Origin of the sequence: Microbacterium sp. AB, from assembly GCF_032878875.1 — a bacterium.
Taxonomy (GTDB): Bacteria; Actinomycetota; Actinomycetes; order Actinomycetales; family Microbacteriaceae; genus Microbacterium; species Microbacterium betulae.
Map to the genome: position 1 here is coordinate 2,427,823 of NZ_CP118157.1, position 26,073 is coordinate 2,453,895.

At 72.1% G+C, this 26,073-nt stretch carries 24 protein-coding genes; 5 read left to right on the top strand and 19 right to left on the bottom strand.

Annotated features, from left to right (window positions below; all coding sequences use genetic code 11):
• Positions 1-48: 48 nt before the first annotated feature.
• From hisH to N8K70_RS11535, 4 genes are read right to left on the bottom strand one after another with little or no spacing between them, the layout of a single operon-like run.
• The gene (hisH, locus tag N8K70_RS11520; RefSeq protein WP_317138480.1) at positions 49-702 is read right to left on the bottom strand and encodes an imidazole glycerol phosphate synthase subunit HisH; all 654 of its coding nucleotides are present in this window, start codon (positions 700-702) and stop codon (positions 49-51) included.
• Positions 699-1,298 carry an imidazoleglycerol-phosphate dehydratase HisB gene (gene hisB / locus N8K70_RS11525; protein WP_317138481.1) on the bottom strand — a complete coding sequence of 200 codons (600 nt, stop codon included), beginning with the start codon at positions 1,296-1,298 and terminating at the stop codon, positions 699-701. Before hisB ends, hisH begins: the two co-directional genes overlap by 4 nt.
• A gap of 43 nt (positions 1,299-1,341) precedes the next feature.
• Positions 1,342-2,421 carry a histidinol-phosphate transaminase gene (locus tag N8K70_RS11530; RefSeq protein WP_394357780.1) on the bottom strand — a complete coding sequence of 360 codons (1,080 nt, stop codon included), beginning with the start codon at positions 2,419-2,421 and terminating at the stop codon, positions 1,342-1,344.
• A 32-nt stretch (positions 2,422-2,453) separates the two neighbouring features.
• A complete protein-coding gene (locus N8K70_RS11535) occupies positions 2,454-2,807 on the bottom strand; it encodes a LysM peptidoglycan-binding domain-containing protein (RefSeq protein ID WP_317138483.1) in 354 nt (117 codons plus the stop codon).
• 250 nt (positions 2,808-3,057) lie between these two features.
• On the opposite strand from N8K70_RS11535, the gene lexA reads away from it, so the two are divergent.
• Complete coding sequence (gene lexA / locus N8K70_RS11540) at positions 3,058-3,741, top strand: transcriptional repressor LexA (protein WP_317138484.1); 684 nt, start codon at positions 3,058-3,060, stop codon at positions 3,739-3,741.
• Positions 3,742-3,804: 63 nt separating this feature from the next.
• On the opposite strand, the gene metE is transcribed toward lexA, so the two are convergent.
• Positions 3,805-6,120, bottom strand: coding sequence for a 5-methyltetrahydropteroyltriglutamate--homocysteine S-methyltransferase (gene metE / locus N8K70_RS11545; protein ID WP_317138485.1), 2,316 nt, complete (start codon positions 6,118-6,120; stop codon positions 3,805-3,807).
• The gene (locus N8K70_RS11550) at positions 6,117-7,124 is read right to left on the bottom strand and encodes a methylenetetrahydrofolate reductase (RefSeq protein WP_317138486.1); all 1,008 of its coding nucleotides are present in this window, start codon (positions 7,122-7,124) and stop codon (positions 6,117-6,119) included. The genes metE and N8K70_RS11550 overlap by 4 nt, the downstream gene beginning before the upstream one ends.
• Before the next feature lie 226 nt (positions 7,125-7,350).
• Between N8K70_RS11550 and N8K70_RS11555 the strand changes: the two genes are divergently transcribed.
• Both N8K70_RS11555 and N8K70_RS11560 read left to right on the top strand, forming a co-directional pair.
• Positions 7,351-9,339 carry a S9 family peptidase gene (locus N8K70_RS11555; RefSeq protein ID WP_317138487.1) on the top strand — a complete coding sequence of 663 codons (1,989 nt, stop codon included), beginning with the start codon at positions 7,351-7,353 and terminating at the stop codon, positions 9,337-9,339.
• A 4-nt stretch (positions 9,340-9,343) separates the two neighbouring features.
• Positions 9,344-10,120, top strand: a complete 777-nt coding sequence (locus N8K70_RS11560; protein WP_317138488.1) for a hypothetical protein — start codon at positions 9,344-9,346, stop codon at positions 10,118-10,120.
• 22 nt (positions 10,121-10,142) lie between these two features.
• Here N8K70_RS11560 and hflX read toward each other — a convergent pair whose 3' ends face one another.
• Positions 10,143-11,669, bottom strand: a complete 1,527-nt coding sequence (gene hflX, locus N8K70_RS11565; protein WP_317138489.1) for a GTPase HflX — start codon at positions 11,667-11,669, stop codon at positions 10,143-10,145.
• A 163-nt stretch (positions 11,670-11,832) separates the two neighbouring features.
• On the opposite strand from hflX, the gene N8K70_RS11570 reads away from it, so the two are divergent.
• A complete protein-coding gene (locus N8K70_RS11570) occupies positions 11,833-12,471 on the top strand; it encodes a class I SAM-dependent methyltransferase (RefSeq protein WP_317138490.1) in 639 nt (212 codons plus the stop codon).
• Here the strand turns inward: N8K70_RS11570 and N8K70_RS11575 are convergent.
• On the bottom strand, positions 12,468-13,361 hold the full coding sequence (locus N8K70_RS11575; protein WP_317138491.1) for a LysR family transcriptional regulator ArgP: 894 nt from the start codon (positions 13,359-13,361) through the stop codon (positions 12,468-12,470). The genes N8K70_RS11570 and N8K70_RS11575 overlap by 4 nt on opposite strands.
• 76 nt (positions 13,362-13,437) lie before the next feature.
• Between N8K70_RS11575 and N8K70_RS11580 the strand changes: the two genes are divergently transcribed.
• Positions 13,438-14,127: a LysE/ArgO family amino acid transporter gene (locus tag N8K70_RS11580; protein WP_317138492.1), complete on the top strand. Its 690-nt coding sequence runs from the start codon at positions 13,438-13,440 to the stop codon at positions 14,125-14,127.
• On the opposite strand, the gene dapF is transcribed toward N8K70_RS11580, so the two are convergent.
• The 11 genes from dapF to N8K70_RS11635 form a co-directional block, all read right to left on the bottom strand.
• The gene (gene dapF, locus N8K70_RS11585; protein ID WP_317138493.1) at positions 14,128-15,000 is read right to left on the bottom strand and encodes a diaminopimelate epimerase; all 873 of its coding nucleotides are present in this window, start codon (positions 14,998-15,000) and stop codon (positions 14,128-14,130) included.
• Between the two features lie 47 nt (positions 15,001-15,047).
• Entirely contained in the window at positions 15,048-15,968 is a 921-nt protein-coding gene (gene miaA / locus N8K70_RS11590) for a tRNA (adenosine(37)-N6)-dimethylallyltransferase MiaA (RefSeq protein WP_317138494.1), read from the bottom strand.
• A complete protein-coding gene (gene miaB, locus N8K70_RS11595; RefSeq protein WP_317138495.1) occupies positions 15,965-17,509 on the bottom strand; it encodes a tRNA (N6-isopentenyl adenosine(37)-C2)-methylthiotransferase MiaB in 1,545 nt (514 codons plus the stop codon). Before miaB ends, miaA begins: the two co-directional genes overlap by 4 nt.
• A gap of 47 nt (positions 17,510-17,556) precedes the next feature.
• On the bottom strand, positions 17,557-18,348 hold the full coding sequence (locus tag N8K70_RS11600) for a regulatory protein RecX (RefSeq protein ID WP_317138496.1): 792 nt from the start codon (positions 18,346-18,348) through the stop codon (positions 17,557-17,559).
• Between the two features lie 13 nt (positions 18,349-18,361).
• Positions 18,362-19,420 carry a recombinase RecA gene (gene recA / locus N8K70_RS11605; RefSeq protein ID WP_317138497.1) on the bottom strand — a complete coding sequence of 353 codons (1,059 nt, stop codon included), beginning with the start codon at positions 19,418-19,420 and terminating at the stop codon, positions 18,362-18,364.
• Between the two features lie 264 nt (positions 19,421-19,684).
• Positions 19,685-19,903: a DUF3046 domain-containing protein gene (locus tag N8K70_RS11610; protein ID WP_317138498.1), complete on the bottom strand. Its 219-nt coding sequence runs from the start codon at positions 19,901-19,903 to the stop codon at positions 19,685-19,687.
• 6 nt (positions 19,904-19,909) lie between these two features.
• Positions 19,910-20,215 carry a helix-turn-helix domain-containing protein gene (locus N8K70_RS11615; RefSeq protein WP_317138499.1) on the bottom strand — a complete coding sequence of 102 codons (306 nt, stop codon included), beginning with the start codon at positions 20,213-20,215 and terminating at the stop codon, positions 19,910-19,912.
• A gap of 143 nt (positions 20,216-20,358) precedes the next feature.
• On the bottom strand, positions 20,359-20,859 hold the full coding sequence (locus N8K70_RS11620) for a CinA family protein (RefSeq protein WP_317138500.1): 501 nt from the start codon (positions 20,857-20,859) through the stop codon (positions 20,359-20,361).
• A complete protein-coding gene (gene pgsA / locus N8K70_RS11625) occupies positions 20,856-21,434 on the bottom strand; it encodes a CDP-diacylglycerol--glycerol-3-phosphate 3-phosphatidyltransferase (protein WP_317138501.1) in 579 nt (192 codons plus the stop codon). The genes N8K70_RS11620 and pgsA overlap by 4 nt, the downstream gene beginning before the upstream one ends.
• Before the next feature lie 30 nt (positions 21,435-21,464).
• Complete coding sequence (locus N8K70_RS11630; protein WP_317138502.1) at positions 21,465-24,266, bottom strand: FtsK/SpoIIIE family DNA translocase; 2,802 nt, start codon at positions 24,264-24,266, stop codon at positions 21,465-21,467.
• 91 nt (positions 24,267-24,357) lie between these two features.
• Positions 24,358-26,034, bottom strand: coding sequence for a ribonuclease J (locus N8K70_RS11635; protein WP_317138503.1), 1,677 nt, complete (start codon positions 26,032-26,034; stop codon positions 24,358-24,360).
• Between the last annotated feature and the right edge of the window lie 39 nt (positions 26,035-26,073).

The window sequence follows — 26,073 nt, forward strand, 5'->3', positions numbered from 1 at the left end:
ACGAGTCAAGAGACTAGACCGGTCTCGTCCTCGACTCCAACTCGACGCTCAGGCGGCGGCGCGGCCGAGACCGTCGACCCAGTTGCGGAGGAGCCGGATGCCCGCCTCGCCCGACTTCTCGGGGTGGAACTGCGTCGCCGCGAGCGGCCCGTTCTCGACCGCCGCGAGGAACGGCGTCCCATGGGTGGCCCACGTCACGGCGGGCTGCGGGAACGGGGGGTGCACCTCGAGATCCCACTGCTGCGCCGCGTACGAGTGCACGAAGTAGAACCGCTCGCCCTCGAGGCCGCGGAAGAGGCGCGAGCCCTCGCCCGCGTCCACCGTGTTCCAGCCCATGTGCGGGACGACGGGGGCGTCGAGGTGAGCCACCGTGCCCGGCCACTCGCCGAGGCCCTCCGTCTCCACGCCTCGCTCGATGCCCCGTTCGAACAGCACCTGCATCCCGACGCAGATGCCCAGCACGGGCCGGCCGCCGGCGAGACGGCGCTCGATGAGCTCGCCGCCCCCGATCGCGCGCAGCTGGTCCATGACCGCCTGGAAGGCTCCGACACCCGGGACGAGCAGCCCGTCGGCGTCGAGCACGACCGCGCGATCGCGCGTGAGCCGGACATCCGCCCCCGCCGCCTCGAGCGCCTTCACGGCGGAGTGGACGTTGCCCGATCCGTAGTCGAGGACGGCGACGCTCGGACGCCCGCCGGTCACAGCGTCCCCTTGGTCGACGGGACGCCGTCGACGAACGGGTCGAGCGCCTTGGCCTGGCGGAACGCGCGCGCGAACGCCTTGTACTCGGCCTCGGCGATGTGGTGGGGGTCTCGCCCGTCCAGCACGCGGACGTGCACCGTGAGGCCCGCGTTGAACGCGATCGCCTCGAAGGTGTGCCGCACGAGCGAGCCGGTGAAGTGGCCGCCGATGAGGTGCAGCTCGAACCCGACGGGCTCGCCCGCGTGCACGAGGTACGGGCGGCCGGAGACGTCGACGACCGCCTGAGCCAGCGCCTCGTCGAGCGGGACGAGCGCGTCGCCGTAGCGCGAGATGCCGGACTTGTCGCCCAGGGCCTCGCGGATGGCCTGGCCGAGCACGATCGCGGTGTCCTCGACCGTGTGGTGCGCGTCGATGCGGGTGTCGCCCGTCGCCTTCACGGTGAGGTCGGTCAGCGAGTGCTTCGCGAACGCCGTGAGCAGGTGGTCGAAGAAGGGCACGCTCGTGTCGACGCTGCTCTTCCCCGTGCCGTCGAGATCGAGCTCGAGCTCGATCGTCGACTCGCTCGTGGAACGGGTGCGGCGCGCGGTTCGGGTCATGACGTGATTCTAACCGCGACAGCGCGGAGCGCTCCGGCCCGCGTCAGCGGCCGATCTCGGCGAGCGCGTCGAGGAAGGCGCTCGTCTCGTCCTCCGTGCCCGCCGTGACCCGCAGGTGGCCGGGGATGCCGATGTCGCGGATGAGGACGCCTCGGTCGTACAGCGCCTGCCACGTCGCCCGGGGATCGGCGACTCCGCCGAAGAGGACGAAGTTCGACCAGGTCGGGTACACCGTGTAGCCGAGCGCCTCGAGCGTCGCGGAGATGCGCTCGCGCTGCTCGACGATGTCGTCGACCATCGCCAGCATCGTGTCCGCGTGACGCAGGGCGGCCGACGCCGCGGCCTGCGTCAGCGCGCTCAGGTGATACGGGAGGCGGACGAGACGCAGGGCGTCGACGAGGGCCGGGTCGGCCGCGAGGTAGCCCACGCGCGCGCCGGCGAAGGCGAACGCCTTGCTCATCGTCCGCGAGACGACCAGCCTCGGCCGGCCCTGCAGCAGCTGCAGGGCCGAGGGGGTGTCGCGGGGTGCGAACTCGCGATAGGCCTCGTCGACGATCACGATGCCGTCCGTCGCGTCGTAGACCGCCTCGACGACGTCGTTCTCGAGCGGCGTGCCCGTGGGGTTGTTGGGCGCGCAGAGGAAGACGACGTCGGAATCCGCGGCGGCGACCTGGTCGGCGGCGCTCTCGGCGGTGAGGGTGAAGCCCGGTCCGCGCTCGCCCGACAGGAAGGCGGAGCCGACGCCGCGCGTGAGCAGCGTGTACATCGAGTAGGTGGGGGCGAAGCCGAACGCGGTGCGGCCGGGGCCGCCGAACGCCTGGAGCACGTGCTGCAGCACCTCGTTCGAGCCGTTGGCCGCCCACACCTGCTCGGGCTGCACGCCGTGGCCGAGGTACTCGGCGAAGCCCTCGCGGAGCGCCGTGAACTCCCTGTCGGGATACCTGTTCACATCGCGCAGCGCGACGGCGACCGAATCGGCGATGTCGTCTGCGACCTCGTCCGGAACGGGGTGCGTGTTCTCGTTGACGTTCAGGGCGACGGGGAGCGGAGCCTGCGGAGCGCCGTACGGCTGCTGTCCGCGAAGGTCTTCGCGCAACGGGAGGTCATCGAGGGAGACGGTCACCCCACCCATGCTAAGGCTCGCGACGGCGCCCGCTATTCGCCGGCGGAGTACTCCGCCGGGATGGCGAGCTGCTGGCCCGCGACGACGCCGCTGCCGGAGAGCTGGTTGAGACGGGCGATCTCGTCCACGACGTCGCGGGGGTCGGCGCCGGGCGCGACCTCCTCGGCGATGCCCCACAGGGTGTCGCCCGCCATGACCGTCACCGTGTCGAACGTGCCTGCGGGCGCTCCGGCATCCCGCGATGCGAGGGCCGCCCCTCCGCTCAGCGCGCCGATCCCGATCGCCGCGACGAGCGGCGCCGCCGCGAGAGCCGTGAGGACGCGGCGACCGCGCGCGGTGATGCGCAGACGCGTGGCGGGTGCCTGGGCGATGCTGATCGTGCTCATGTCGGGCTCCTTCCGTGGGAACGCCTCGGGTCCGCCGTCTCGGCCGGAGAGACGAACCCGAAGCGATGTTCCGAACCTATCTTCGAACTCGGGGCGTGTCAAGATTTCTCTTCGAACCGTATTCGAGCCGATCGGGGACACGCTCGAACAAATCTCCCGAAACTGCGCACGGATCCGATACCGTCTCCTTGACGGGACAACGACATCACGCACCACCGACATTCGAGCGGGGCAGCGAAGGAGCATGGACATGACGGATGCGGAGACGCTGGACGGCAGGCCGCGGACGCGGCGGCGGAAGAGCCTGAGCGACAAGCAGCTGGCCATCCTCGAGGTCATCCAGCGTTCGATCCAGAGCAACGGCTATCCGCCGAGCATGCGCGAGATCGGCGACGCCGTCGGCCTCAAGTCGCTCTCGAGCGTCACGCATCAGCTCGGACAGCTCGAGCTCAGCGGCTATCTGCGGCGCGATCCGGGCAAGACCCGTGCGATGGAGGTCCTCATCGACCTGCCGGGGACGGCCACGGAGAATCCCGCCGACACCGCCCCGAGCGTGGGCGACGCCGCCCTCGTGCCCCTGGTCGGACGCATCGCGGCGGGCGTCCCCATCACCGCGGAGCAGCAGGTCGAGGAGGTCTTCCCCCTCCCCCGTCAGCTCGTCGGCAAGGGCGATCTGTTCATGCTCAAGGTCAGCGGCGAGTCGATGATCGACGCGGCCATCTGCGACGGCGACTGGGTCGTCGTGCGCTCGCAGGCGACCGCCGAGAACGGCGACATCGTCGCCGCGATGATCGACGGCGAGGCGACCGTCAAGACCTTCCGGCAGCGCGACGGCCACACCTGGCTGCTGCCGCGCAACTCGGCGTTCGAGCCCATCCTCGGGGACGAGGCCGTCGTCCTCGGCAAGGTCGTGGCCATCCTGCGCGCCGTCTGAGTCCCCGACGCGCGAGAGGGGCGGGAGCCGTCGGCTCCCGCCCCTCTCGCCGTCCTCGGCGCGTCAGACGCGCGCGAGGAGCGTCTCGCGGGCCTCTCCGGCCGCGGCCACCAGGTTGGCGAGGGAGGCGACCGTCTCCTCGTACCGGCGCGTCTTCAGCCCGCAGTCGGGGTTGATCCAGACGCGGTCGACGTCGACGACGCTCACGGCGCGGTCGATGCGGCCCGCGATCTCCTCGGCGCTCGGCACGCGCGGCGAGTGGATGTCCCACACCCCGGGACCGATGCCGCGCTCGTAGCCCGACAGCGCGTCGAAGAGCTCGTCGCGGCTGCGCGCCGCCTCGATGGAGGTCACGTCGGCGTCGAGCGCCGAGATCGCCTCCAGCACGGTGCCGAACTCCGAGTAGCAGAGGTGGGTGTGGACCTGCGTCGCCGCGGCGGCGTCCGCCGTCGCGAGCCGGAAGGCGCCGACCGACCACTCGAGATAGGCGTCGCGCTCGTCGGCCCGCAGCGGGAGCAGCTCGCGCAGCGCGGGCTCGTCGACCTGGATGATGCCCACGCCCGCGTCCTCGAGGTCGCCGATCTCGTCCCGGAGCGCGAGAGCGACCTGGCGGGCGGTGTCTCCCAGCGGCTGGTCGTCTCGCACGAACGACCAGGCGAGGATGGTCACGGGCCCCGTGAGCATGCCCTTGACGGGCTTCGGCGTGAGCGACTGCGCATACGTGGTCCAGCGGACCGTGATGGGCGCAGGGCGCGACACGTCGCCCCACAGGATCGACGGTCTCGTGGCGCGCGAGCCGTACGACTGCACCCATCCGTTGCGCGTGACGGCGAAGCCGTCGAGGTTCTCCGCGAAGTACTGCACCATGTCGTTGCGCTCGGGCTCGCCGTGCACGAGGACGTCGAGGCCGAGCTCCTCCTGCAGACGGATGACGCGTTCGATCTCGTCCCGCAACACCTGCTCGTAGGCGTCGGTTCCGAGCTCGCCCCGGTCGTGGGCGGCGCGGGCGCGGCGGATGTCACCGGTCTGGGGGAACGACCCGATGGTCGTCGTCGGCAACGGCGGAAGGCCGAGCGCCCTCCGCTGGGAGGCGACGCGATCGGCGACCGGCCCGCGCTCGAAGTCGGCGTCGGCGAGCGCCGCGGTGCGGGCCCGCACGCGATCGTCGTGCACGCCGGGCGCGGAGCGGCGGTCCGCGAGCGCCGCCGCCGCCGCCGCGATCTCGGGCTCGACGGCGTCGCGGCCTTCGCGCAGCCCGCGCGCGAGCACGGCGATCTGGCCGATCTTCTGGTCGGCGAACGCGAGCCACGTCTTCAGGCGCGGGTCGAGGTCGGGCTCGTCGTCGACGTCGTGCGGCACGTGCTGCAGCGAGTTCGACGTGCCCACGACGACCTCGGCGGCGCCGAGCCGGCGGACCTGGTCGAGACGCGCCCAGGCACGGTCGAGGTCACCGCGCCAGACGTTGCGCGCGTCGATCACGCCGGCGACGATCGTCTTGCCGGCGACGCCGTCGGCCGTGGAGGGGACTCCGCCGCGCACGAGGTCGAGGGCGATCGCCTCGACGGGGGCGGCGGCCAGCGCCTCCCATCCCTCCGCGCTCGGAGCCCCGTAGGGCGCGGCGACGAGGAGGGACGGGCGGTCCTCGGCCGCGCCAAGCACGGCATAGGCGCGGGCGGCGGCAGCGGCGACCTCGCCGGGGGCGACGTCGAGCGTCTCGCTCACGAGAGCCGGCTCGTCGAGCTGCACCCATTCGGCGCCGGCCGCGCGCAGGGCCGCGAGGATCTCCCGGTAGACCGGGATCAGGTCGTCGAGACGGTCGAGCGGACGGAAGCCCTCCGGGGCGTCGTCGTCGGGCTTCGCGAGCGCGAGCAGCGTGACGGGGCCGACCACGACGGGGCGCGTGACGAGCCCGTCGGCCGCGGCCTCCGCGACGAGGCCGGCATAGCGCGCCGGCTGCGCCGAGAAGACGGTTCCGGGGCCGATCTCCGGCACGAGGTAGTGGTAGTTGGTGTCGAACCACTTCGTCATCTCGAGCGGCGGCTGCTCCCCGTCGCCGCGGGCGGCCGCGAACTCGGCGGCGAGCCCGATCGTGCCGTCGGTCTCGCGCAGACCCGCGAACCGCTCCGGGAGGGCGCCGACCGCGAGGGCCGCATCGAGCACCTGGTCGTAGTACGAGAACGTCTCGGGCACGGCCGAGTCCTCGTCCAGCCCGAGCGAGACGAGCCGCGCGCGCGTCTCGCGGCGCAGGGCCGCCGCCCGATCGCGCAGCTCCTGTTCGTCGATCGTGCCGGCCCAGTGCGTCTCCACGGCGCGCTTGAGCTCGCGGCGGCGCCCGATGCGCGGGTATCCGAGGATCGTTCCATGGGGGAAGGCGGTCATCGCGTGGTCTCCTTCGTCGATCCGGCGAACGCCGGATGGGGGTCGGTCCGGGGTGCGTCCGCGGCGGCGCCCTCGCGCAGCGGGACGCCCGCCTCGCGCAGCGGGACGCCCGCCTCGCGGAGGACGGCGAGAACCGTCTCGTGCTCGTTGAACGCATACAGGTGGATGCCCGGAGCCCCGCCGGCGAGGACGTCCCGCGCGAGGCGCGCGGCGTAGGCGACGCCGACCTCGCGCCGGCCCTCCGGCGTCGGCTCGACCTCGAGCGAGACGGACAGCTCGGCGGGCAGCGGCTCGCCCGTCAGCTCGAGCATCCGGCGCAGCTTGGCGGGCGACGTGACGGGCATGACGCCGGGCAGGATCGGGATGGTCACGCCGGCGGCGCGGGCGCGCTCGACGAACCTCAGGTAGTCGTCGGCGTGGAAGAACAGCTGGGTGATCGCCGCATCGGCCCCCGCGGCCTGCTTGGCGAGCAGGGCGTCCAGATGCTCCCTCGGATGGCGCGAGCGCGGGTGGCCGTTGGGGAACGCGGCGACGGTGGTGCGCGCCCGCGGGCGAGGGTCGACGCGCACGGCGTCGGGCTGGCCGGGGATCGCGGTCTCGCCGTACGGCGCGCGCTCCGCCTGCACCCGGTGGATGAGCTGCACGAGCTCCGCCGAGGTGCGCAGGTCTCCGAGGAACGCGTCGTCCTCGTCCTTGCCCGCCGGCGGGTCGCCGCGCACGGCGAGGAAGCGCTCGATCCCGGCGTCCAGGAACTCGCGGATGAGGGCGCTGGCCGTGACGTAGTCGTTGCCGACGCATGTGAGGTGGGCGAGAGGATCGACGTCGGTGTTCTCGCGGATCCAGCGCAGCACGCGCAGCGACTCGCCGCCCGTGGAGCCGCCGGCGCCGTACGTGACGGAGAGGAAGTCCGGGCCCGCCGCCGCGAGCCGGCGGATGGTCCCCTCCAGCGCCGCCGTGCGCGCAGGGGTGCGCGGCGGGTACAGCTCGAAGGAGAACGGCGTCATCCGTGTCCTCCCCTGCTCCTCCGCCGCCATGGCGACGCGCTGCCGTCGGCGTTCCCGACACACCTCACGCGACGCTAGCGGCGCCGCGACGCGGGGCGGGAACTCTATGACGCCGCATGTCATATGCGCTCACATGGATCGCCGTCCGGGCCCGTCGTTCCGCGGATCCGCGGGGGCGGCGAGGTCGTCTTCACGTGTCGAAGCCAGGGTGACCTAGCGTGGGAGCATGACGCAGACGCTCCCGTACGGATCCTGGCCGTCGCCGATCGCCGCGGCCGACATCGCGCGCAGCTCGCCCCGGCTCGGCGACGCCCGGTTCGTGGGAGACGACATCTGGTGGGCCGAGGGCGTCGCCGCCGAGCGCGGACGCACCGCGGTGCTGCGCGCGAGCGACGGAGAGAGCGTCCTCCCCTCTCCGTGGAGCGCCCGTTCCCGCGTCCACGAGTACGGGGGCGGGGCCTGGACCGCGACCGACGACGGGGTCCTGCTGTTCGTCGAGCAGTCGGACCAGCGCGTGTACGCGCTCGCCCCCGGCGGCGAGCCCCGTGCGCTCACCCCCGCATCCGGCGGCATGGGCTTCGGCGACCTCGTCCTCGCGGACGGCCGGCTCTGGGCCGTCCGCGAGACGCACGACGGGTCGCCCGTCCCGCCGCGCGACATCGTCGTCGTGCCCCTCGACGGCAGCGCGCAGGACGACGCGTCCGCCGTCCTCAGCGTCGTCGCCGGAAGCGACTTCGTCGCGTACCCCGCGCCGCGCGGCGACCGCCTCGCCTGGATCGCCTGGGACCATCCCGACATGCCCTGGGACGCGACGGAGCTCCGCGTGGGGCGCATCGACGCATCCGGCCGGGTGGCGGAATGGAGCGTCGTCGCCGGAGGCCGGGGCGCCGCCGGAGGGGCGGACGTCTCCGCCCTGCAGCCCGAGTGGACGGGCGACGGCGAGCTGCTGTTCGTGTCCGACCCGCCCATCGGCGAGGCCGCCGGGGCGCCCTCGCGCTGGAACCTGAGCCGGGCGACGCGGGGAGCGCGTGGGGAGACGTCGATCGCCCCCGTCCACGTCGCCGACGCCGACACGGGCGGCGCGCTGTGGAACCTCGGGACCCGATGGTACGCACCGCTCGAGGACGGCCGCATCGTCGCGGTGGAGACCGACGGACGGTCCCGGCTCGTGCTCCTCGACCCGGCCAGCGGCGCGGTCGCCGAGCTCGAGACGCCTCTCGGGGAGATCCTCGTGGCGGACGTCAGGGGGTCGCGAGTCCTCCTGGTCGGCGCCGGTCCGCGCACGCCCGGGGGCATCTGGCTGCTCGACGTCGACGCGCGCACGGTCGAGCCCGTGCGCGGAGGAGTGACCGACCTCGATCCCCGATGGCTGCCGGAGGCCAGGGCGATGTCGTTCACCGGTCCGCGAGGCGACGTGCACACCTTCGCGTACCCGCCGACGAGCCCGGAGGCGCGGGGGCCGGCGGACGAGCTCCCTCCCTACCTCGTGCTCGTGCACGGCGGCCCGACGGCGCACGTGTCGGGATCCCTCTCCCTGGCCGTGACGTACTTCACGAGCCGCGGCATCGGCGTCCTCGACGTCAACTACGGCGGCTCCACGGGGTACGGCCGTGCCTACCGGGAGCGGTTGAAGGGCGGATGGGGCGTCGTCGACGTCGCGGACGCCGCGGCCGCCGCGGCCGGCATCGCGGAGGCGGGGCTCGCCGACCGCCGGCGTCTGGCGATCCGCGGCGGGTCGGCGGGCGGGTGGACGGTGCTGTGCGCCGTCGCCGGCACCGACGCGTTCGCCGCGGGGATCAGCCGCTACGGCGTGGCCGACCTGCGGATGCTCGTCGCGGAGACCCACGACTTCGAGGCCCGGTACCTCGACGGGCTCGTGGGGCCGCTCCCGGAGGCGGAGGAGCTCTACGTGAGCCGTTCGCCGCTCTCCCGGCCCGAGACGCTCCGCACGCCCCTCCTCATCCTCCAGGGAGCGGAGGACCCGGTGGTGCCGCCGTCGCAGTCGGAGGCGCTGCGCGACGCGCTCGCCGCCAACGGCGTCCCGCACGCGTACATCCTCTTCGACGGCGAGTCGCACGGCTTCCGCGGCAGGGAGGCGATCGTCCGGTCCCTCGAGGCCGAGGTCGCGTTCCTCGGAGCCGTGCTCGGCTTCGACGCACCGGGGGTGCCGGAGCTCGCCCTCGACGGGATGTCGGCGCGCGGCGGTACCTTCTGAGGCGATGGAACTGACAGGACTCGTGCTCGCCGCCATCGGCGCCGCCGACCTCGTGCGCCGTGGCGTGCGCGGCCGTCGGAGCCGCGCCCTGGGCGTGGCCGCCGTCCTCCTGCTCTGCGCGCTGGCGGGCGCCGCGCTCGGCGCCGGATCGTGGTCGTCCCTCCTGTTCGCGACGGTCCCCGTGGCGGCGGCCGCCGGATGGATCGTCACGATGCGCGCCGACGGATCGCGGCTCGGGTTCCTGCCCCTGGCTGGCGCGGCGGCGATCGCCGTGGCGGCGATGCTGCTGCGGCCGGCGCGCCCCGACCTCGTCATCCCGTGGGGCGGCGACGGGGAGCTGCCGGTGTCGCTCGCGCTGCTCGCCGTGGGCGGCGGGCTCTTCCTGCTCGACTCCGCCAACCGCGTCGTGCGCACCGCCCTGCGCTTCGAGGACGTGCCCTCCGACGAGGAGACGCCGACACCGCGACGACGGCTGTTCTCCGGCCTCGTCGCGCGCGATGGCCCGGCGCCCCCTCCCGACGGGCAGGCGGTGCACACCTTGCGAGGAGGACGCCTGATCGGGCCGCTCGAGCGCGTCGTGCTCGCGGGGCTGCTGCTCGCACAGGCCTACCCGGTCGTCGCCGCTCTCATCGCCGCCAAGGGCATCGTCCGATTCCCCGAGATCTCGCGCGACCGCGACCGGGGCACGCAGGCGGAGTACTTCCTCGTCGGGAGCATGGTGAGCTGGGCACTCGCCCTCGCCGTCACGGCTCTCGTGTGGTTCGGCGCGGCCTCCGTCTGACCTCTGACGAAGGCGACGCCGTTCACGCGGCGTCGGCCGCGAACGCCCCGAGCTCCGCGGCGAGACGCTGCGAGACGCGCACGTGCACCCGCGTCCCGCCCGACTCGTGCTCCTGCGAGAGGAAGACGCCCGTCTCGTGGATCGCGGAGATGAGATCGCCGCGGCTGTAGGGCACGAGCGCGTGCACCTCGACGGCGGGCACCGGCAGCGCGTCCTCGACGACGCCGCGGAGCTCGGCGATGCCCTCCCCCGTGCGCGAGGAGACGAAGACGGCATCCGGTTCGAGCCCTCGCAGCACGAGGCGGGTGTCGTCGTCGATCAGATCCGCCTTGTTGAAGACGACGATCTCGCGGATGTCTCGCGCGCCGACGTCCGCCATGACATCGCGGACCGTGGCGATCTGGCCGGCGGGATCGGGGTGATTCCCGTCGACGACGTGGACGAGCACGTCGGCGCCGGCGACCTCCTCGAGGGTCGAGCGGAACGCCTCGACCAGCTGATGCGGCAGGTTCCGCACGAAGCCCACGGTGTCGGCGAGCGTGAACACGCGGCCGTCCGCCGTCTCAGTGCGGCGGACCGTCGCGTCGAGCGTCGCGAACAGCGCGTTCTCCACGAGCACGCCCGCGCTCGTGAGCCGGTTCAGCAGCGACGACTTCCCGGCGTTCGTGTAGCCGGCGATCGCGACGGAGGGGATGGTGTTCCGCTTGCGCTCCGACCGCTTCGCATCGCGCGCGGGACCGAAGCCCCTGATCTGCTTGCGGAGCTGGGCCATCCGCGTGCGGATGCGGCGACGGTCGAGCTCGATCTTCGTCTCGCCCGGACCGCGCGAGCCCATGCCGGCTCCGCCCGCGCCCACCTGTCCGCCGGCCTGGCGGCTCATCGACTCGCCCCAGCCGCGCAGTCGCGGCAGGAGGTACTCGAGCTGGGCGAGCTCGACCTGCGCCTTGCCCTCCCGCGTCTTGGCGTGCTGGGCGAAGATGTCGAGGATGACGGCCGTGCGGTCGATGACCTTGACCTTGATGACGTCCTCGAGCGCGCGCCGCTGGCTCGGCGCGAGCTCGGTGTCGGCGATCACGGTGTCGGCGCCGACGGACGTGACGATGTCCTTCAGCTCCTCGGCCTTGCCCCGGCCGATGTACGTCGCGGGGTCCGGATGGGGACGACGCTGCAGCACGCCGTCGAGCACGGTGGAGCCTGCCGTCTCGGCCAGCGCCGAGAGCTCGCGCAGCGAGTTCTCGGCGTCCACGAGCGCGCCCTGCGGGTACACGCCGACGAGGACGACGTTCTCGAGTCGCAGCTGGCGGTACTCGACCTCGGTGACGTCCTCGAGCTCGGTCGAGAGCCCCGTGACACGCCGCAGCGCGTGACGCGCTTCGAGGTCCCACTGGTCTCCGTCGCTGGTCGACCCGGCCGCCGTCCCGGCATCCTGCAGCGCCTGAGCGGCCCCGAAGATGCGGACGCCCGAACGCGAGTCGGCGTGCGAGAGCACGCGGTCGACCGGATCCGTCGTCGGATCGGCCTGTGCGTCGGGATGGATGGTGTCGGTCAAAGGGTGCCCTTCTTCGTTCGCTGGGAGCCGACGTCCGTCGGCCCGCCGTGGTGCACGCGGTCGCTGAGCCTTCCAGACTAGCTTCGCGCGCGATCGGGGGTAAGGAGGCGAGGTCTCGATACGGCTTCACATGGCCGGGACTCCTCCGGTAATCTCGGTCACCATGGCGGATCACTACTTCAGCGAGCATCCCTCCGCCCCTGAGGAGCTCCGCCGGATCCGGGTGTCGCTGGCCGACCGAGACCTCGACGTGCTGACGGCGCGCGGGGTGTTCAGCCCCGATCACGTCGACGTCGGCACCGAGGTGCTGCTCGGCAATGCTCCGGATCCTCCTCCCGGGGGCGAGTTCCTCGACCTGGGCTGCGGCTGGGGGCCCGTCTCGCTCAGCCTCGCCCTGCGCGCTCCGCGTGCGCGGATCTGGGCGGTCGACGTGAACGAACGCGCCCTCGACCTCGTGCGCCGCAACGCGGCCGAGCTCGGCCTCGACAACGTCAACGCCGCACGGCCCGAGGATGTTCCCGACGACATCGCGTTCCGCACGATCTGGTCGAATCCGCCCATCCGCGTCGGCAAGGCCGTGCTGCACGAGATCCTGGAGACCTGGCTGCCCCGCCTGTGCCCGCGCAGCGACGCCTATCTCGTCGTGCAGCGCAACCTCGGCTCGGACTCGCTGCAGCGCTGGCTGGCGGCGACGCTGGACGCGGGTTTCAGCGTCCAGCGCCATGCCACGTCCAAGGGCTTCCGGGTGCTCCAGGTGCGCCGTCACGGCGCACCGCCGTCCGGCCCCGTCGACGTCGTCTAGGACTCCCCGCTCTCGAGCGCCGCACGCGCCGCGGAGACGACCGCCTCGCGGATGTCCGAGAGCAGGGGCGAGCGCAGGTTCCACTGCTGCCAGTACAGGGGCACCCGCATCCGCGGCTCCCCCAGCGGGACGAGCAGCCCCGCCTCGATGGACGGCTGTGACTGCTGCGGCGGCAGCATCCCCCAGCCGAGGCCCAGTCTGACCGCCGCGGCGTAGTCCTCCGAGGCCGGCACGTAGTGGCGCGGCGGCTGCCGCGGCTCGACGCCGCGCTCCCGCAGCCAGGCCGACTGGATGTCGTCCGCGCGGTCGAAGTCGATGAGCGGGCCGCGTGCGAGCGCGCTCCGGGTGATGCCCTCCGGCATCCAGCGCGCGACGTACCCCGGCGTCGCGACGGCGTCGTAGATCACGAGGCCGAGAGGCGTGACGGTGCAGCCGGCGATCGGCTCCCGCTGCGACGTGACGGCCGCCATCACGGCGCCGGCCTCGAGCAGGTCCGCGGTGCGGTCCTCGTCCTCCCGCCGCAGCTCGAACGCGACGTCGTGACTCCGCGTCACGGGCTCGAGCCCCGGCAGCAGCCAGGTCGCGAGGGAGTCCGCGTTGACCGCGATGGGCACGTTCATCCGGCCGGGGCCCTCGAGGCCCAGCGCGACGCCGGCGTCGTGCCCCAGCAGCGCGTACTGACGCGACAGCCGCACGACGACCGACCCCGCCTCCGTGGGCCGGGCCGGCTTCGAGCGGACGACGAGCACCCGGCCCAGCTGCGCCTCGAGCGCGCGCAGCCGCTGGCTCACGGCCGACGGCGTGATCCGCAGCGCACGAGCTGCGCCCTCCAGGCTCCCCTCGTCGACGATCGCGGCGACGGTCTCGGCGAGCTCCGGGGAGATCCACATAAGCAGATCTTAACCAGCCTGAGAATACTTAGATCTGCTTTTCATCTCGGCGCCCATCGGCGTAGCGTCTCCAGACGTGATCAGCGCTCTCCTCGCCGGGCTCGGCCTCTCCCTGTCCCTCATCATCGCCCCCGGCGCGCAGAACGTCTTCCTCCTCAAGATGGGCATCCGGCGTGAGCACGTGATCGCCCTGGCGATCACGTGCTTCGTGAGCGACATCCTGCTGATCGCCGCGGGCGTCGCCGGCTTCGGCGTCGTCGTGGAGAACCTGCCCTGGCTGTTCCGGCTCGTGAAGTGGGCGGGCGTGGTGTTCCTCCTCGGCTACGCGCTGACCGCGGCGTGGCGGGCCGTGCGTCCCCGCGCCGAGGCGATCGAGGTCTCGGCGCACGCCGCCCCCGACGACTCCGCGACCGGCGGCGGCAGCGGCGGCGGCACCGCGACCGCGACCGCGACCATCGTCCGTGCGCAGACGACGACGTCGACGCTGATTCCCGCATTGCTGTCGTGCCTGGCCATCACGTGGCTCAATCCGCACACCTACCTCGACACCGTGCTGCTCCTCGGGTCGGTCTCCACGGGCTACGGGGACGCCCGGTGGCTCTTCGGGGCGGGGGCCGTCCTCGGCAGCGCGATCTGGTTCGCGTTCCTCACGGCGCTGGCCCGGGTGGCCGCGAAGTGGCTGCGCTCGCCCGTGTCGTGGCGGATCCTCGACGGCGCCATCGCGGTCGTCATGCTGGGGCTCGCCACGGGGCTCGCCGCCGCCTGATCAGGCGAGCGCGACCGCTCCCGAGAACACGAGGGTCGCGGGGCCCGAGAGCGCGACGTGCTCGCCCTCCTCTGTCGGGAACATCCGCACGCCGAGCGTGCCGCCCGGGACCTCCACCCGCCAGAAGTCGGGAGCTCCGGCACCCGCCCAGTCGCGCACGGCGAGCGCCGCCGCCGCCGTCCCCGTGCCGCACGAGAGGGTCTCGCCCACGCCGCGCTCGAACACGCGCATCCGGATGCGCCCGATGCCGTCCTTCACGCCCTGCGGGACGACGAACTCCACGTTGGCGCCGTGCGGCGGCAGGGGGTCGACGATCGGCTGCACCGTGAGATCGAGCGTCTCGAGCTCCTCCTCGGAGGCGAGCGCCACGACGACGTGCGGGTTTCCCACGTCGATGCCGAGCCCGGGGCGAGCGACGCCCAGTCCCTTCGCGCGCACGAGCGGATCCCCCGCATCCGCGCGCCAGCGGCCGAGATCGACCTGGAAGCCCGTCTCGCTGCGGGTGACGTCCTTCACGCCGGCGCGCGTGCCGATCGGAAGGGCGGATCCCGCGGGGAGCTCGGAGAGGCCGGTGTCGAGGAGATAGCGGGCGAACACGCGGGTGCCGTTGCCGCACATCTCGGCCTTCGAGCCGTCGGCGTTGCGGTAGTCCATGAACCACTCCGCGCCGGGCTCCTCGGCGAGGGCCGCGGCTCCCTCCGGGAGGCGCGCGGAACGCACGACGCGCAGCAGGCCGTCGCCGCCGATCCCGAACCGTCGGTCGCACAGGGCCGCGACCTGGTCGTCGGTGAGATCGAGCTCACCGTCGGGGTCGGCGACGATCACGAAGTCGTTGCCGGTGCCGTGCCCCTTGGTGAACTGGATCTCCGTCATCGCCTCAGTCTATTCGGCCTCTTCCGGGCGGAGAGCGGCGCAGGCGGTCAGCGCGCGACGAGCGCGGCCGCGTCGGCGGAGCCGGCCTCGAGCCACCGCACGTCGTCGTAGCGGGTGAACCAGCTCACCTGGCGTCGCGCGTAGCGGCGCGTGAGCGCCTGGGTCTCCGCGATCGCCTGCGCCTGCGTGAGCGCGCCCTCCAGCTGCGAGAGCGCCTGGGCGTACCCGATGGCGCGCCGCGCCGTCGTTCCCCGCTCCAGCCCCTCCGCGCGCAGCCGTTCGGTCTCGTCGAGCATCCCCTCCGCCCACATCCGCTCGACGCGTCCGTCCAGTCGCCGGACGAGCGATGCGCGGTCCAGGGCGAGCCCGATGACGGTCGCCCTCCGCCAGAGCACGGGCCTCTCCGGCAGAGCGGCGCCGTGCGTCCGCTCGCCCTGCGCGATCACCTCGAGCGCGCGGACGACGCGCCGGGCGTTCCGCGGATCGATGCGCTCCGCCGTCGCCGGGTCTTCGCGCTGCAGCCGCGCGAAGAGCGCGCCGGCTCCGTGCGCCGCGAGCTCGGCCTCCAGCTCGGCCCGCAACGCCTCGTCCCGCGGCGGGAACCGGAAGTCGAAGAGCACGCTCGAGACGTAGAGCCCCGATCCCCCGACGAGGATCGCGTCGCGGCCTCGGCCGAGGATGTCGTCGACGACACGGCGCGCCTCCGTCTGATACCGGGCGACCGCCGCGTCCTGCGTGACGTCGAGGACGTCGAGGAGGTGATGCGCGATCCCGCGTCGCTCGTCCGGCGGGACCTTGGCGGTGCCGACGTCCATGCCGCGGTACAGCTGCATGGCGTCCGCGTTGACGATCTCCGCGCCGCCGCCGTGTGCGGCGAGCTCCTCCGCGAGGTCGAGCGACAGATCGCTCTTGCCCGTGCCGGTCGCCCCGACGACGGCCCAGAGCCGCGGTCCGACGTCTCGGGTCACACGCCCACGCGGATCGCGGGCAGGCCGAGGCGGACGGGGCCGGTCCCGCCGGAGCCGGCGGCGGGGGCCGCGCACGACTCCGCCTGCGAACGATCCCACGCGTCTCCCGCACGTGTGCGGCGGATGCGCAGAGGCGCTCCGTCGCGGCTGTCCGCGAGCAGATGCGACGGCGCGGCATGCGTGATCTCGACCGTCACGACGTCGCCCGGACGGGGGTGCTCCGACCCCGGCGGCAGCTCGAAGTGCACGAGCCGGTTGTCCTCGGCGCGGCCCGTCAGCCGGTGCGTCTCGGCGTCCTTCCTGCCCTCGCCCGTCGAGACGAGCACCTCGACGGAACGCCCGAGCTGCCTCTCGTTCTCCTCCAGCGAGATGCGCGCCTGGAGAGCGAGGAGACGGTCGTACCGCTCCTGCACGACCTCCTTCGGCACCTGTCCGGGCATGGTCGCGGCAGGGGTCCCCTCGCGGATCGAGTACTGGAACGTGAACGCGTTCGCGAAGCGCGCCTGCTCGACGACCCGCATCGTGTCCTCGAAGTCGTCCTCGGTCTCACCGGGGAACCCGACGATGATGTCGGTGGAGATCGCGGCGTGCGGCATCTTCTCGCGGACGCGGTCGAGGATCCCCAGGAACCTCGCGCTGCGATAGGAGCGGCGCATCGCCTTGAGGATGCGGTCGCTGCCCGACTGCAGCGGCATGTGGAGCTGCGGCATGACGGCGGGGGTCTCGGCCATCGCGTCGATGACGTCGTCGGTGAACGCCGCCGGGTGCGGGCTCGTGAATCGGATGCGTTCGAGGCCGTCGATCCGTCCCGCCGCGCGCAGCAGCTTCCCGAACGCCTCGCGATCGCCGAACTCCACGCCGTACGTGTTGACGTTCTGGCCGAGGAGCGTGACCTCGACGGCGCCGTCCTCGACGAGCAGGCCGATCTCGCTCAGGATGTCGCCGGGGCGGCGGTCCTTCTCCTTGCCGCGCAGGCTCGGGACGATGCAGAACGTGCACGTGTTGTTGCAGCCGACCGAGATCGACACCCAGCCGGACGAGGAGGAGTCGCGCTTGGTCGGGAGCGTGGAGGGGAAGACCTCGAGCGATTCGAGGATCTCGAGCTCGGCCTCGCCGTTGTGCCGTGAGCGCTCGAGCAGCTGCGGCAGCGAACCCATGTTGTGCGTGCCGAACACGACGTCGACCCACGGCGCCTTGTCGAGGACGGCGTCTTTGTCCATCTGCGCGAGGCAGCCGCCCACGGCGATCTGCATGCCCTCGTGCTCGTCCTTGCGCGACTTGAGGTGGCCGAGCGTGCCGTACAGCTTGCCCGACGCGTTCTCGCGCACCGCGCACGTGTTGATGACGACGAGATCGGCCTCCTCGCCGGAGGACGCCTTCACGTATCCCGCGCTCTCGAGCGATCCCGCCAGCCGCTCGGAGTCGTGCACGTTCATCTGGCAGCCGAAGGTGCGCACCTCGTACGAGCGCGGACGCCCCGCGGCGTCGAGAGCGGCCGGCGACGGCGCGATGAGGGTCGGGGCGCTGGATGGCGTAGTCATGACCAGGTCATTCTACGTTCCCGCCGACGCTCGCCCGCCGAGGACTCTCAGCGGAATCGCACACCGCTCGGACCGCGCCTGGCCTCGTCGAGCGCCTGCCGAGCCGACGACATCGCGAGGGACCCGCCGAAGCCGCGGCGGCCCAGCTGCCCGACGAGACGGCGGAGCGCCGTGGCCTCGTCGTAGCGGACGAGGCTCTGCGCCTTGCCGCGCGCGAACTCCAGGGCGCGCTCCGCATCGTCGTCCGGCAGGCCTGCGAGAGCGGCGTCGACGACGTCGCGGGGGATCCCCCGCGACGCCATCGTCTGCGCGATCGCGCGACGCCCCTGGCTCTTGCGACTCGTGCCGACGTGGACGAGCTGCTCCGCGAGGGCGTCGTCGTCGAGGGCGCCGACCCGCACGATCCGCGCGATGACGTCGTCGATCAGCTCCGGGGCGACACGGTCCTGACGCAGGCGGGAGCGGGCCTCGCTCACGGACAGCGATCGCGTGCGCAGCGCCTTGAGCAGCCGCTCGGCTGCGGCCCCGGCGTCGTCCTCGCCCGCGGTGTCGGCGTGCGCTTCGTCGAGCTCGACGAAGCGCACGCCGTCGCGGATCGTCGTCGTCACCGAGGGGGCCGTGGCGACGCGCCGCTCCCCCGCGCCGAGATCGCGCCACGTCGTGTGCCATCGTTCGCCGGACTCGTCGTCGACGCCCACCGCCAGGTCGTCCTGCTCCACGGCGACCGCGGGACGCACCCGCTTCGTCGGGTGATGGGGCGCGGACGCCGGCGTGCTCGGTCCGAAGAGCGGGATCACGGGGGCGAGGTCGTCCCCACCCCCGTCAGCCACGTCTGTCATGATGCGATGCGCCTCACGCCGTACGGCGCACCGGCTCCACCACAGGCGGGACGGCGTCCGCCTGCGGGGCGACCCGCTGCCCGATGCCGAGCTTCTCCTTGATCTTGTTCTCGATCTCGAGGGCCACGTCGGCGTTCTTGATGAGGAAGGCCCGGGCGTTCTCCTTGCCCTGACCGAGCTGGTCGCCGTCGTAGGTGTACCAGGAGCCGGACTTCTTGACGATGCCGTGATCGACGCCGAAGTCGATGAGGCTGCCCTCGCGCGAGATGCCCACGCCGTAGAGGATGTCGAACTCGGCCTGCTTGAAGGGCGGGGCCATCTTGTTCTTGACGACCTTCACGCGCGTGCGGTTGCCGACCGCGTCCGTGCCGTCCTTGAGCGTCTCGATCCGCCGGATGTCCATGCGCACGGAGGCGTAGAACTTGAGCGCCTTGCCGCCGGCCGTCGTCTCGGGCGAGCCGAAGAACACGCCGATCTTCTCGCGGAGCTGGTTGATGAAGATCGCCGTCGTCCTGGTCTGGTTGAGACCGCCCGTCAGCTTCCGGAGCGCCTGGGACATGAGGCGGGCCTGGAGGCCGACATGCGAGTCGCCCATCTCGCCCTCGATCTCGGCGCGCGGCACGAGAGCGGCGACCGAGTCGATGACGACGAGGTCGATCGCGCCGGAGCGGATGAGCATGTCGGCGATCTCCAGCGCCTGCTCGCCCGTGTCGGGCTGGGAGACGAGGAGCTGATCGATGTCGACGCCGAGCTTCTTCGCGTACTCCGGGTCGAGCGCGTGCTCCGCGTCGATGAAGGCGGCGATGCCGCCGGCGCGCTGGGCGTTCGCGATGGCGTGCAGCGTCAGCGTCGTCTTGCCCGACGACTCCGGGCCGTAGATCTCGATGATGCGGCCCCGGGGGATGCCGCCGACGCCGAGCGCGACGTCGAGGGCGATGGAGCCCGTCGGGATGACCTCGACCGGCGCCCGGTCGTCGCTGCCCAGTCGCATGACCGAGCCCTTGCCGAACTGCTTGTCGATCTGCGCGAGGGCCGATTCGAGGGCCTTCTCGCGGTCTGCTGCTGCGGGCATTTCTGCTCCTTCTCCACTCGTGAACCGCCGCCTGTAGGCTGTCGTGCCCCGACCGGGATGGCCGGGATCTACGACAAGGCGCGTGGCGCTGCCGCCGAATCCCACGTTACGGAGCACCACCGACATCGTCGGCGGACGCCCGAGGCTGTGGAGCGATTTCGTCCGAGAACCACGTTGTGCACGAGGCTACGCGCCCTTCGAACAGATTTTCGACGACACGCCGATCGCTGGCGCACGAGAGTCGAACGGTCGGCGTGCGCGCCGTCAGCGGCGGGGCTCGAGCCGACCGGCGCCGTGCCGGTGCGAGACGGGCACGTCCATGTCCGCGCACAGCGCCCACCAGATGTCGCGCGGAGGCACGCCCGCGTCGAGCGCCTCGGACGAGGTGCGGCCGATGCCGGAGAGCACGAGGTCGTTCACGATCGCCGAGCCGCGTGCGCCGAACTCCACGTCGACCGCGCGCAGGAACTCACTGCGACGCATGATCGCTCAGCGCAGCGACAGCTCGGGCTCGACTTCCGCGATGAGGTCGTCGGGGACGACGTCGGGGAACGGGGAGCCCTCGAGGACGGCGATCCGGTCTCCGACCGTGCGGTAGATGGTCGAGATGGGCACGTCGAGGGCGTCGGCCACCGAGGCGAGGATCTCGCTCGAGGCCTCCTTCTGCCCGCGCTCCACCTCGCTGAGGTATCCGAGCGCGACACTCGCCTTGCTGGCCACCTGCCGGAGGGTCTGGCCCTTCTGCTGGCGGAAGCCGCGCAGCACATCGCCGATCTCTTGACGAACCAGGATCATGACATTCCCCTCCTCACTCCGAACCGCCCTCACGCCCGATCACCCGCCGGGTGCACCAGAGTACAACACCGATGACATCAATTTAATCCCGCCTCCTGGACGAAGGCGAGGAAACCACGAAGAGTTACGTGCCGGAAACCCGCTCAGAGCCGCGAGACGGCGAGGTCGAGCGCCGCCAGCACGGCCTGCGCGCGCACCGACGCCCGGTCCCCGTCGAACTCGTGCGACGTGGTCGCGACCCCCTCCGGCGTCGCGACGGCGACGTGAACGGTTCCGACGGGCTGCCCGTCCGGCGAGTCCGGCCCGGCGATCCCCGTCGTCGAGACGCCCACCTGGGCGTCCTCGTCGCCGAGGGCGAGCAGCCGTCGCACGCCCTCGGCCATCTGCCGGGCGACCTCGGGATGCACGGCGCCGTGCTCGGCGAGCAGGTCGCCGTCGACTCCCAGGACAGAGTGCTTGATCGCCGTGTCGTAGGCGACGACGCCCCCGCGCATGCGCTGGGACGAGCCGGGGATCTCCACGATCGCCGACGCCAGGAGCCCGCCCGTGAGCGACTCCGCCGTCCCCAGGCTCCAGTTGCGCGCGCTCAACCGGCGGAGGAGCTCGGTCGCGACCGCGGCCGTCTCTCGCCGCGTCGCGCTCACGGGGTCCCGCCCCGAGCGCCGCGCACCTGCGCGACGATGTAGTCGATGCCGCTCGCGACCGTGAGGACGACGACGATCCACATGAGCACGAGGGTCACCGTGGCCCATGCCTCGAGCCCGATGAGGCTGTGCAGCGGGAGCAGCGCCCAGGAGAGCGCCACGCCCTGGAACGCCGTCTTCACCTTGCCCATCCACGCCGCGGCGACGACGTGCCGGCTGGACACGATCAGCCGGTGGACGGTGATGCCCCACTCCCGCACGAGGATGAGGACGACCATCCACCACCACACCTCGCCGAGGATCGCCAGCCCGACGAAGGCCGCTCCCGTGAGGAGCTTGTCGGCGATGGGGTCCCAGAGCTTCCCGAAGTCGCTGACGATCTCGTACCTGCGCGCGAGATAGCCGTCGACCCAGTCGGTGGAGATGCCGACGATGAAGAGCACGGCGACCGCCCAGCGGAGGACCGGATGCGGATCGCCGAGCGGGCCGGCGACGAGCAGCAGAACGAAGAACACGATCGCGAGCGGGATGCGCGCGACGGTGATCGCGTTGGGCAGCTGCGGGTGGATGGCCATCGGCTCAGTCTGTCAGAGGGTCGCCGGCGGTCAGTATCGCGGCTCGTCGCGTCCCGTCAGACCCCACGCGTCCTCGGACTCGCTCTCGTCCACCGTGTCGCGACCGGCGAACTGCGCCTCGACCGGGTCGTCGGCGTAGCGGTCGTCCTCGTCGTCCTCGGCCGCAGGACCGGCGGAGGGAGCGTCCGGCGCGGGAGCCGACGGCGGCTCGTCGCCCCTGAGCTTCGCGAGCACGCCCGGCAGCTGCTCCGGCGTCACGAGCACGTCGCGGGCCTTCGATCCCTCGGAGGGGCCGACGATCTCCCGCGACTCCAGCAGGTCCATGAGGCGTCCGGCCTTGGCGAAGCCCACGCGCAGCTTCCGCTGCAGCATCGAGGTCGAGCCGAACTGGCTCGTGACGATGAGCTCGGCGGCGGCGAGGAGGAGCTCGAGGTCGTCCCCGATGTCCTCGTCGACCTCCTTCTTCTTCGCCTCGAGGGCCTCCGCGACATCCGAGCGGTACTCCGGCCGCGCCTGACCGGTGACGTGCGCGACGACCTTCTCGATCTCGTCCTCGGTGACCCAGGCGCCCTGCACGCGCAGGGCCTTGGAGGAGCCCATGGGCGAGAAGAGCGCGTCGCCCTGGCCGATGAGCTTGTCCGCCCCCGGCTGGTCGAGGATGACGCGGCTGTCGGTGACGCTCGTCACGGCGAACGCGAGGCGCGACGGCACGTTGGCCTTGATGAGCCCCGTGACGACGTCGACGGACGGACGCTGCGTCGCCAGAACGAGGTGGATGCCCGATGCGCGGGCGAGCTGGGTGATGCGGACGATGGAGTCCTCGACGTCGCGAGGGGCCACCATCATGAGATCTGCGAGCTCGTCGACCACGACGAGCAGGTACGGATACGGCTTGAGCACGCGCTCGCTGCCGGCCGGCAGGTCGACCTCGCCCGCGACGACGGCCCTGTTGAAGTCGTCGATGTGGCGGAATCCGAACGACGCGAGGTCGTCGTACCGCATGTCCATCTCCTTCACGACCCACTGGAGGGCCTCGGCGGCCTTCTTCGCGTTCGTGATGATGGGGGTGATGAGGTGCGGCACCCCCGCGTAGTTCGTGAGCTCGACCCGCTTCGGGTCGATGAGCACCATCCGTACCTCGCTCGGCTTGGCGCGCATGAGCAGGCTCGTGATCATCGAGTTCACGAAGCTCGACTTGCCGGAGCCCGTCGATCCCGCCACGAGCAGGTGGGGCATCTTCGCGAGGTTCGCGACGACGAAGCCGCCGCCGACGTCCTTCCCGACCCCGATGGTGAGGGGGTGGGTCGACTTGTGCGCCGCCGCGGAGCGCAGGACGTCGCCCAGCGCGACCGTCTCGCGGTCGGCGTTGGGGATCTCGACGCCGATCGCGCTCTTGCCGGGGATCGGCGCGAGGATGCGCACGTCGTTCGAGGCCACCGCGTAGGAGATGTTGTTCGAGAGCTGCGTGATCTTCTCGACCTTGACGCCGGGGCCCAGCTCGATCTCGTACTGCGTGACGGTCGGGCCTCGCGAGAAGCCGGTGACGGTCGCGTCCACCTTGAACTGCTCGAAGACGTTCGTGATCTGCGCGACGACGCGGTCGTTCGCCTCCGAGCGGGCCACGGCGGGCGGGCCGGCCGCGAGCGACGCCGGCGACGGCAGCACGTACGGCTGTGCGGGGGGCTGCGGCCCCCTGCCGCCCGGCCCCTCCGTGCCGAAGCCCGTGAAGCCCGGGAGCCCGTCCTCTCCCCCGTCGAGGTCCTCGCCGTCTCCGACGAGGCCCGTGCGGCTCTCGCCGAGGTCGGCCGTGCCGCGGAGGCCTGCGAGCACCGAGTCGGTGAGCACCTCGGTCACGGCGTCGGCCGCCGCGGGACGCGTGTCCTCCGCCGTGACGATGGCCTGGTCGTAGCCGCCGTCGGACTGGCTCGGGAGGAGATCGGTGAGGTCCTGCGGCTCGCCGACGACATCGGGATCCTCCTCGCGGCCCGACTTGTTGCGACGCCACCACGGCAGGCCCGAGTCCTTCTCGGCGTCGTCGTCCTTCTCCAGCACCTTCGTGGGCGCCGTCTCCCCCGCGGACGCGTCCCCGGGATCGGCGCGCTCCGCGTCGAACATCCACAGGTAGAGCTCGCCGAGGCGCTGCCCGATCCGGTTCGGCGGCGTCTTCGTGATGATGAGCACGCTGAGGATCGCGAGGAGCGAGAGCACGATGTACGCGCCGACCTCGGTGATGAGGAAGGCCATCGCCTCGGCCACGAGCCAGCCGAACAGGCCGCCCGCCTCGCTCAGCGCCGGCATGCCCTGCACCGGCTTGGGGCGCCCGCCGGCGATGTGGAGGAAGCCGGCGATCGTGATCGTGAGCATCCCGAAGCCGATGCCGACCCTGCCGTTGTCGTTCACCGACGACGGATGCCGGAAGAACCATCCCGCCAGCAGCAGGAGGAGGACGGGGAAGACGAAGGCGGCGCGTCCGATCAGCCCGCCGAACGTGTAGGCGCTGACGTTCGCCGCGACCTCGTCGAGGATGAGGAACCACTCGACCACGGCGCCGACGACCGCGAGGAGCACGAGCAGCAGCGGGAAGCCGTCCCGGCGCTGGTCCTTGTCGAGCGCCTCGGGGCCGAACGCCCGGAAGAGCCCGCCCACGGCACGCGCCAGCCCGTTCCAGCCGCGCACGAGGAGGCCGTCCCTCTCGGTGTCGTCGGCGTACCGCTGGGGCGCCGGCTCGGCCTTCTTCCGAGCGCGCGAGCCGGACGCGGCCTCATCCTTCTTCGAGGCCGCGCGCGTGTTCTTCGTTCCCTGGCTCTTGGGCGCGGCGGACGTTCGTGGCATTCCTCCACGGTACGTCCCCGCACCGACATCCGCCCTGAACGACGCGGATCGGCGCGGGATTCCGCGCCGATCCGGAGACGAGCGGGCGGCCTCAGGCCTCGATGACGAGCGGGACGATCATCGGACGGCGGCGCAGCGCCTGGTTGACCCAGCGTCCCGTCGCACGGCGCACCGTCTGCGAGAGCGCGTGGTTGTCGCGGACGCCCTTCTGCGCGGCCTCCTCCAGCGCGGCGACGATCTTCGGCTTGACCTTGTCGAAGACGCGCTCGTCCTCGGCGATGCCCCGCGCGTGGATCTCCGGTCCCGTGATGATCTTGCCCGTCTGCGCGTCGACCACGACGATGACGGACACGAAGCCCTCCTCGCCCAGGACGCGACGGTCCTTGAGGTCGGCGTCGGTGATCGCGCCGACCGTGGAGCCGTCGACGTAGACAAAGCCCAGGTCGAGCTGGCCGGCGACGCGCGCGACGCCGTCCTTCAGGTCGAGCACGGTGCCGTTCGCGCCGATGATCGTGCGCGCGGGGTCGACCCCCGTGTCCTGAGCGAGCTTGGCGCTCGCCATGAGGTGCCGGTACTCCCCGTGCACGGGGAGCACGTTGCGCGGCTTCAGGATGTTGTAGCAGTACAGCAGCTCGCCCGCCGCGGCGTGGCCCGAGACGTGCACCTTGGCGTTCGCCTTGTGCACGACGTTCGCGCCGAGCCTCGTGAGGCCGTCGATCACGCGGTAGACGGCGTTCTCGTTGCCCGGGATGAGGCTCGACGCGAGGATGACGGTGTCGCCCTCGCCCGGCTCGATCTCGTGGTCGAGGTTCGCCATGCGGCTGAGGACGGCCATCGGCTCGCCCTGCGATCCCGTCGACATGTACACGATCTCGTCGTCGGGGATGTCGCGCGCCTTCTTGTAGTCGACGAGCACCCCGTCCGGCACGTCGAGGTAGCCGAGGTCGGCGGCGATGGTCATGTTCCGCACCATGCTCCGGCCGAGCAGCGCGACACGGCGGCCGTTCGTCGCGGCCGCGTCGAGCACCTGCTGGACGCGGTGGACGTGGCTCGAGAAGCTCGCGACGATGACGCGGCCCGCGGTCTTGGAGATGACCTGGTCGAGGACCGGGCCGATGTCGCGCTCGAGGGGCGTGAACCCCGGGACGTCGGCGTTCGTCGAGTCCGGCAGGAAGAGGTCGACGCCCTCCTCTCCCAGGCGCGCGAAGGCGCGCAGATCGGTGATCCTGCCGTCGAGGGGGAGCTGGTCCATCTTGAAGTCGCCCGTGTGCAGCACGAGGCCGGCATCGGTGCGCACCGCGACCGCGAGCGCGTCGGGGATGGAGTGGTTCACGGCGACGAACTCGAGGTCGAAGGGCCCGACCTCGCGGCGCTCGCCCTCCTTCACGACCTGCGCGACGGGCGTGATGCGGTGCTCCTTGAGCTTCGCGGCCGTCAGCGCGAGCGTGAGCGCGGACCCGATGATCGGGATGTCGGCGCGCAGCTTGAGCAGATAGGGCACGGCGCCGATGTGGTCCTCATGCCCGTGCGTGAGCACGACGCCCACGACGTCGCCGAGCCGTCCGCGCAGCGGCTCCATGTCGGGGAGGATGAGGTCGACCCCCGGCTGATGCTCCTCGGGGAAGAGCACGCCGCAGTCGATGATGAGGATCTTGCCGTCGATCTCGTAGGTCGTCATGTTGCGACCCACCTCGCCGAGACCGCCGAGCGGAGTGACCCGCAGGGCTCCGGGAGCGAGATCGGCTGGATCGAAAACCGGTATGGACATCGTCCGCCTTCCGGGATGCCCTCCGGCATCCGGTTCGTC

Coding starts and splice junctions, on each gene's coding strand:
- hisB (WP_317138481.1), bottom strand. CDS start 1,298: ATGACCCGAACCGCGCGCCGCACCCGTTCCACGAGCGAGTCGACGATC.
- N8K70_RS11535 (WP_317138483.1), bottom strand. CDS start 2,807: ATGAGCACGATCAGCATCGCCCAGGCACCCGCCACGCGTCTGCGCATC.
- lexA (WP_317138484.1), top strand. CDS start 3,058: ATGACGGATGCGGAGACGCTGGACGGCAGGCCGCGGACGCGGCGGCGG.
- metE (WP_317138485.1), bottom strand. CDS start 6,120: ATGACCGCCTTCCCCCATGGAACGATCCTCGGATACCCGCGCATCGGG.
- N8K70_RS11550 (WP_317138486.1), bottom strand. CDS start 7,124: ATGACGCCGTTCTCCTTCGAGCTGTACCCGCCGCGCACCCCTGCGCGC.
- N8K70_RS11555 (WP_317138487.1), top strand. CDS start 7,351: ATGACGCAGACGCTCCCGTACGGATCCTGGCCGTCGCCGATCGCCGCG.
- N8K70_RS11560 (WP_317138488.1), top strand. CDS start 9,344: ATGGAACTGACAGGACTCGTGCTCGCCGCCATCGGCGCCGCCGACCTC.
- N8K70_RS11570 (WP_317138490.1), top strand. CDS start 11,833: ATGGCGGATCACTACTTCAGCGAGCATCCCTCCGCCCCTGAGGAGCTC.
- N8K70_RS11575 (WP_317138491.1), bottom strand. CDS start 13,361: ATGTGGATCTCCCCGGAGCTCGCCGAGACCGTCGCCGCGATCGTCGAC.
- dapF (WP_317138493.1), bottom strand. CDS start 15,000: ATGACGGAGATCCAGTTCACCAAGGGGCACGGCACCGGCAACGACTTC.
- miaB (WP_317138495.1), bottom strand. CDS start 17,509: ATGACTACGCCATCCAGCGCCCCGACCCTCATCGCGCCGTCGCCGGCC.
- N8K70_RS11600 (WP_317138496.1), bottom strand. CDS start 18,348: ATGACAGACGTGGCTGACGGGGGTGGGGACGACCTCGCCCCCGTGATC.
- recA (WP_317138497.1), bottom strand. CDS start 19,420: ATGCCCGCAGCAGCAGACCGCGAGAAGGCCCTCGAATCGGCCCTCGCG.
- N8K70_RS11610 (WP_317138498.1), bottom strand. CDS start 19,903: ATGCGTCGCAGTGAGTTCCTGCGCGCGGTCGACGTGGAGTTCGGCGCA.
- N8K70_RS11615 (WP_317138499.1), bottom strand. CDS start 20,215: ATGATCCTGGTTCGTCAAGAGATCGGCGATGTGCTGCGCGGCTTCCGC.
- pgsA (WP_317138501.1), bottom strand. CDS start 21,434: ATGGCCATCCACCCGCAGCTGCCCAACGCGATCACCGTCGCGCGCATC.
- N8K70_RS11630 (WP_317138502.1), bottom strand. CDS start 24,266: ATGCCACGAACGTCCGCCGCGCCCAAGAGCCAGGGAACGAAGAACACG.
- N8K70_RS11635 (WP_317138503.1), bottom strand. CDS start 26,034: ATGTCCATACCGGTTTTCGATCCAGCCGATCTCGCTCCCGGAGCCCTG.